General features: G+C 74.7%; 5 protein-coding genes. All 5 read right to left on the bottom strand.

All coding sequences use genetic code 11. The annotated features are described in order from the left end of the window. Positions 1–147: 147 nt before the first annotated feature. The gene (locus tag M878_RS84535; protein ID WP_023552185.1) at positions 148–837 is read right to left on the bottom strand and encodes a GntR family transcriptional regulator; all 690 of its coding nucleotides are present in this window, start codon (positions 835–837) and stop codon (positions 148–150) included. A 118-nt stretch (positions 838–955) separates the two neighbouring features. After that, a complete protein-coding gene (locus M878_RS84530; protein ID WP_023552184.1) occupies positions 956–1,990 on the bottom strand; it encodes an SGNH/GDSL hydrolase family protein in 1,035 nt (344 codons plus the stop codon). Positions 1,991–2,013: 23 nt separating this feature from the next. Then, positions 2,014–3,198: a glycosyltransferase gene (locus M878_RS84525; RefSeq protein WP_023552183.1), complete on the bottom strand. Its 1,185-nt coding sequence runs from the start codon at positions 3,196–3,198 to the stop codon at positions 2,014–2,016. Next, entirely contained in the window at positions 3,195–4,322 is a 1,128-nt protein-coding gene (locus tag M878_RS84520) for a glycosyltransferase family 4 protein (RefSeq protein ID WP_023552182.1), read from the bottom strand. Before M878_RS84520 ends, M878_RS84525 begins: the two co-directional genes overlap by 4 nt. 183 nt (positions 4,323–4,505) lie before the next feature. Continuing rightward, on the bottom strand, positions 4,506–5,924 hold the full coding sequence (locus tag M878_RS84515) for a HEAT repeat domain-containing protein (RefSeq protein WP_023552181.1): 1,419 nt from the start codon (positions 5,922–5,924) through the stop codon (positions 4,506–4,508). Positions 5,925–6,000 lie beyond the last annotated feature (76 nt).

Genomic DNA, 6,000 nt, shown 5'->3' with positions numbered 1-6,000 from the left:
AGCTGGGGCGGAACACTGTCCGTCGATGCAGGCGAAGTCACGGTGCACAGACTAGGTCCTCGGTCTGACATCGACCCAAACGAGCGGCTCCGCCGTGTTTGGCCGGCGCAGCCGCGGGTCGTTGTCGCCGGTACGGCACCGCGCCGCTCACGGGGCGACCCGTCGCCGGTACACCTCCACGACCCGCTCCAGCGAGTCCCTGAGGTACATCTCCAGCAGTCGCTCGGCCCCGCGCTTGTCGCCGGCCCGCAGCGCGCCCAGGATCTCGCGGTTGCGGGCGAGGTAGGGCTCGTGCAGCCGGCGCGGGTCGTCGACGACGTGGAAGGCGAGCCGCAGCTCGGCGAAGACGCTGCGCATCAGTTCGTCGGTGCGTTCGCTGCCGGCGAGGGCGACCAGTTCCCGGTGGAAGTGGATGTTGGCGGTGCCCAGCACCTTCCAGTCGTTCTCGGCGGTAGCCGACTCGCCCTCGGCCACCGCCGCGGCCACCCCCTCCAGCCGGTACGGCGGCTCGCCGAGCCCACGGACGACGGCGCACTCGACCAGGGAGCGCGTGCGGTAGATGTCCTCGACGTCCTCGACGGTCAGGACCCGCACGAACACACCGCGGTTGAGTTCATGGACCAGCAGGCGTTCGTGCGTGAGCAGCCGGAACGCCTCGCGCAGGGTGTTGCGGGACACCCCGAGCGCCCCGCCGATGCCGTCCTCCGACAGCCGGGTGCCGGGCGGGAAGTACCCGTCGGCGATACGGGTCCGGAGGATGTCCGACACCCGCTCCGCCGTGCTCGTGCGCCCCAGGAGCGCACGGTCGTGGGCCAGTGCCGCCAACTGCTCTGCCATGCCCGGAATTCAATCGCACGCACCGGGACGAGACAACAAGCATATTGAAGGATCGTTGAACGATTCACGAGTACCGGCCGGCCGGCGGTCTCGGCTGCGGACCTCCGGCCGCCGGACGCTACCCGGTGATCGCGGAGGTCGGCGCCGCCGGCGTCCCGACGCCCGCGCAGGCCGTGTCCGGCACGGTGGACTCGCGGGCCGTGTCCACCTGCGCGGCAGCGCGGACGGAGCCTCCCGTCGCGGCCGCTCGCGCGGGAGCCGGGATCACCGTCGGGTTCGTTCCGGCAGGGCGCCGCTGAGCCTCGGCGTCCTCCCTGGTGCCCTCCGTCAGAGCGGCCAGGGCCGCGGACACCGCTGCCGAGGCACTCACGTCGAGGCGGGCACTGGTGCCCCGGGCCCGGTGGCGCATTTCGTCGGCCGCCAGGCGGAACAGCTGCGGCAGCAGATCGTGGCAGCGCCGGACCACCCAGCCGGTGCCGGCCGTGGCCAGCCACAGCAGGCTCGCCGCCTTGGTCGGCGCGGGGAACTCCGGCTCGGGCGAGGGCGGCAGCCCCGTCGCACGGCCCGCCTCGGTGAGCAGGGCGTGGAAGCGGACGGCGAGCTGCCGGTGCCCGCGCTCGCCCGGGTGCAGCCGGTCCGCGCTCCACAGGGCCCGGTCGGTGATCCAGGTTCCGTCCGCGGCGTGCAGGTGGAGGGCGCCGTAGCGTTCGGACAGCGCGTGGACGATCGTGTTGACGGCCCGTTGCCGGCGGGCCAGCGGGCGAGCCAGGGCGCCCGGCAGGCCCAGCATCGCGCCGGGGTCGGGCAGACAGGCTGTGAGCACGGTGGCGCCCGCGCGCGTGAAGGTCGCGTAGACCTGGTCGAGATGGGCGGCCACCGCCTGGATGTCGAAGGTGCGGCGCAGTGTGTCGTTGACGCCGATCACCACCGAGACCACGTCGGGACGGAGTTCGAGGGCGGCCGGCGTCTGCCGCTCCATGACGTCACGGGTCTGTGCGCCGCTGACCGCGAGGTTGGTGAACCGCACACCGTCGGCGGTGTCGGCGAGGGAGGGCGCGAGCAGCGCGGCCCAGCCCCGCCAGCCGTCCCCGGCGGGGTCGCCCACGCCCTGGGTGAGCGAGTCCCCGAGGGCGACGAAGCGGACGGGTCTCATGCCACGCCCTGCGGCACCGTGCGTCATGCCACGCCCTCCGCCACGGAGCGCCGGACGCCGGTGGGGCGGAGCGGGCGGAGCACCTCGGCATCGTGGGCCGCCAGGAACGATTCCACGGCCGTTCCCCAGCCGAAGCACTCGGCACGCGCGCGGGCCGCCTCGCGCCGCTCGGGTTCGCCGCGATCGAGGAGCATTTCCACGGCGTCGGCGAACGCCTCGCCGCGGTCGGCGGCCGTGGCCCCGGCGGAGCCGATGACCTCGGGCAGCGCGGACGACGCGCTCGCCACGACGGGCGTGCCGCACGCCATGGCCTCCAGGGCGGCGAGCCCGAAGGTCTCGGCGGGCCCGGGCGCGAGGGCGACGTCCGCGGTGGCCTGGAGGGCGCCGAGCGCGGCCCGGTCGGCGACGTGCCCGAGGAACGTCACCGGCAGCCCGAGCTCCCGCGCACGCTGCTCCAGGCGGGCCTTGAGCGGCCCGTCCCCGGCCACCACGAGCACTGCCCGCCGCCCGCGGCGCAGCAGCGCCTCCAAGGCGTCCAGAGCCGTGCCCGGCCGCTTCTCCACGGACAGCCGCGAGCACATGACGAGCAGCGCCTCGCCACCGCGCGCGTGGAGGGTGCGCAGGCCCGGGTCGTGCAGTGCGGGGTGCCGTTCCATCAGGTCGACGCCGAGGGGGGCGCGTACGACGTTGCGCGCGCCGATGCGCACGAACTCGCGCTCGGCGAACTCGGTCGTGCACACCACCCGCGAGTAGACGTGCGCGGTGCGGGTGTTGAGGGCATCGGCGGCCCGGCGGGAGAGGTTCTCGGACAGACCCCAGGTGCGCAGCACGCCGTCGGCGGTCTCGTGGGAGACCATCACGGCGGGCACACGCGCGCGGCGGGCCCAGCGGCCGGTCCAGCGCAGGGTCGTACGGTCGGAGACCTCCAGGCGGTCCGGAGCCAGCTCCTCCAGGAGGGCGGCCACCCGGCGCTTGTCGGTGAGGACGCGGTAGCCGCCGGTGCCGGGCAGCAGCGGGCCGGGCAGGGTGATGACCCGGCCCTGCTCGGTGTCGCGGTCGGTGTGCCGTTCGCCGGGCACGATGAGCACCGGTTCGTGGCCGGCTGCCTGGAAGCCCTTGCCCAGCTCGCGCAGGGCGGTGCGCAGCCCGCCGGAGGCCGGGGCGACGAAGTTGGCGAGCCGGACGATGCGCAGGGACTGGCCGGTCATGCCGCCACCGCCGTCCTGCGGGCCGCGAGGACGTCGCCGTAGTGGGCGATCAGCTGGTCGCCGACGGCGGCCCAGGTGCGGCCCTCGACCATGGTGCGCGCGGCGGTGCCGAACGCGGTCCGCCGCGCCGGGTCGGCGGCCAGTTCGCGGACGGCGTCCGTCACGGCGGTGACGTCGCGCGGCGGGACGAGCAGTCCGGTGCGGCCGTGGGCGACCAGATCGAGCGGGCCGCCGGCGGCGGGTGCGACGACCGGGATCCCGCTGGCCATGGCCTCCTGGACGGTCTGGCAGAACGTCTCGAAGGGGCCGGTGTGCGCGAACACGTCCAGCGAGGCGAAGATCCGCGCGAGGTCGCCTCCGGTGCGGCGGCCGAGGAAGGCGGCGCCGGGCAGAGCCTCGGTGAGGTGGGCGTGGCTGGGCCCGTCGCCGACGATCACGACCTTGACGCCGGGCAGGCCGCAGGCTCCGGCGAGGAGTTCGACGTGTTTCTCGGGGGCGAGCCGGCCGACGTAACCGACGATGACCTCGCCGTTGGGGGCGAGTTCGCGGCGCAGGGCCTCGTCACGGAGATCTGGCCGGAAACGTACGGTGTCCACGCCTCGCGGCCACAGCCGGACCCGGGGCACGCCGTGCGCCTCCAGGTCGCCGAGGGCGGCGCTGGACGGGGCAAGGGTGCGGTCGGCGGCGGCGTGCACGGAGCGGATCCGCCGCCAGGCAGCCGCCTCGCCCGCACCCATGTAGGTGCGGGCGTATCCGGCCAGGTCGGTCTGATAGACGGCGACGGCGGGGATGCCGAGCCTGGCGGCGGCGGCCATGCCGCGGACGCCGAGGACGAAGGGGCTGGCGAGATGGACCAGGTCGGCGCGGTGCTCGACGAGCGCCGCGGCGAGGCGCCGGCTGGGCAGGGCGACGCGGACCTGGGGGTAGCCGGGGAGCGGGAGGGAGGGGATCCGGACGACCGGGCACGGGGCGTCCGTGTCCGGTCCGCTGCCCGGAGCGGGGGCGGGGGCGACGACTATCGGATGGTGACCGCGATCTACGAGGTGCCGGGCGGTCTGGAGCGCGCAGTGAGCCACGCCGTTCACATCGGGGGGAAAGGATTCGGTCACGATGACGACACGCATACGGGTGTTGTCGCCGTGCAGGACGTGGCCGCGTCGACTTCGATCTTTCCGCTCGGGGAACGTCCCATGAGCGTTGGGCTGCACACCCGAGCAGGTCAGACGACGGTCATGACCGCCTGACCTGCGGGACACCCGCTGTTCACCCGGCGGGCGGTCGTCCGCCCGCCGGGTGCGTGCACGGGGTCAGCCGAGGGCGGCGTCGGGTCCGAAGCGGCTGCGGACCGCCGTCTGCACCTCCGCCTCCTCGGCCGGATCGGCCGCCAGGCGGCGCAGGCGCTCCACGACCCGGGCGTCGCCGGTCTCGGCGTGCCGGGCGGCGAGTTCGCGGGTGGTCTCCTCGCAGTCCCACAGGCATTCGACGGCGAAGCCGGTGGCGAAGGAGGGGTCGGTGGCGGCCAGGGCGCGGGCGGCGCGGCCGCGGAGATGGGAAGAGGCCGTCTCGCGGTAGATGTGGCGCAGGACGGGGGCGGCGCAGGCGATGCCGAGGCGGCCGGTGCCGTCGACGAGGGTCCACAGCGTGGGCGCGTCGGGTCCTTCGCCGCGTACGGCCTCACGGAGGGCGCCGAGGACGAGGTCGCGGTCCTGGACGCCGCCGCGGCAGGCGAGCATGCGTCCGGCGGCGGCCCCGAGCACGTCGGGGCGCTGGGCCCAGCGGCGCGCGCGGTCGACGGCGGCGATACTGCGCATCCGTTCGAAGGCGTCGACGGCGGCCTCCACGACGACGGTCGTGCCGTCGATCACGGCGGCTTCGATCAGGTCGAGCGCGTCCGGGTCGTTGCTCTCGGCGAGGTAGCGCAGCGCGGTGCAGCGGGCCCCGTCGATGCCGGTCCGGGCGGCCTGGACGATCTCCGGCCGGTCCTCGGGCCCGGCCACGGCGACCAGACAGCGCGCGGCCGGTACATGGAGGGCGGCGCCGCGCTCGATGCCCTGCTGGGCCCATTCGAAGACGGCGCGCACGCTCCAGCCGGGCCGTGGGCCGGTGGGCCGCATCTGGCGCTGCCAGCGGTCGAAACAGCCGGTCTCCTGTGCGGCACGCACGCGCGTGGCGATCGATGCGCGCGGATCCTCGGCCCACAGGCGCCAGGGCCTCGGCTCGAAGGCGTCGCGTACGGCGACGGCCAGCTCGGCCTCGCCCTCGGGGTCGGTGGCGAAGCGGGCCAGGACGGGCGCGGCGAGAGCGCGCAGGCCCGCGTCGTCGTCCCTGAGGGCCAGCTCGTCCAGGGCCCAGGCCCAGTTGGAGCCATGGGCGGCGTACCTGCGCAGCAGGTCGAGCGCGTCCTGCCTGCCGTAGGAGGCGAGGTGCCCGAGCACGGCCAGCGCGAGGCCGGTGCGGGACTCGTCGGTGTCGAGGACGTCCTCGGGGTCGAAGAGGTGCGCCTCGATCGCGTCCAGCTCGCCGTTCAGGTCCAGGTAGAGCCGGGCGTAGTAGAGGGAGCGGTTCTCCACCTGCCAGTCGTGGCGGGGATCGCGCAGCACACAGTGGTTCAGGGCCGCGAGCGCCTCGGCGCGCGGGGCGGTGAGCGCGTGCAGCGTGCCGTCGCCGCGGCCCCGCTGGAGCAGGCCGAGCAGCGTACCGCTGGGCGCTATGACCGGATCGAACATGGGAAACAGCCTCACATCAAGCGTCGACGCAACCGGAGAACACGCACTACCTGGCCGCGTGACACAACGTCGGAGC

Origin of the sequence: Streptomyces roseochromogenus subsp. oscitans DS 12.976 (genome assembly GCF_000497445.1) — a bacterium.
Classification (GTDB): domain Bacteria; phylum Actinomycetota; class Actinomycetes; order Streptomycetales; family Streptomycetaceae; genus Streptomyces; species Streptomyces oscitans.
This window is presented reverse-complemented; position numbering and strand designations above follow the sequence as displayed.

Bases quoted from the DNA above. Each gene is read 5' to 3' on its own strand.
- M878_RS84535 (WP_023552185.1), bottom strand. From the start codon at position 837: ATGGCAGAGCAGTTGGCGGCACTGGCCCACGACCGTGCGCTCCTGGGG.
- M878_RS84530 (WP_023552184.1), bottom strand. From the start codon at position 1,990: ATGAGACCCGTCCGCTTCGTCGCCCTCGGGGACTCGCTCACCCAGGGC.
- M878_RS84525 (WP_023552183.1), bottom strand. From the start codon at position 3,198: ATGACCGGCCAGTCCCTGCGCATCGTCCGGCTCGCCAACTTCGTCGCC.
- M878_RS84520 (WP_023552182.1), bottom strand. From the start codon at position 4,322: ATGCGTGTCGTCATCGTGACCGAATCCTTTCCCCCCGATGTGAACGGC.
- M878_RS84515 (WP_023552181.1), bottom strand. From the start codon at position 5,924: ATGTTCGATCCGGTCATAGCGCCCAGCGGTACGCTGCTCGGCCTGCTC.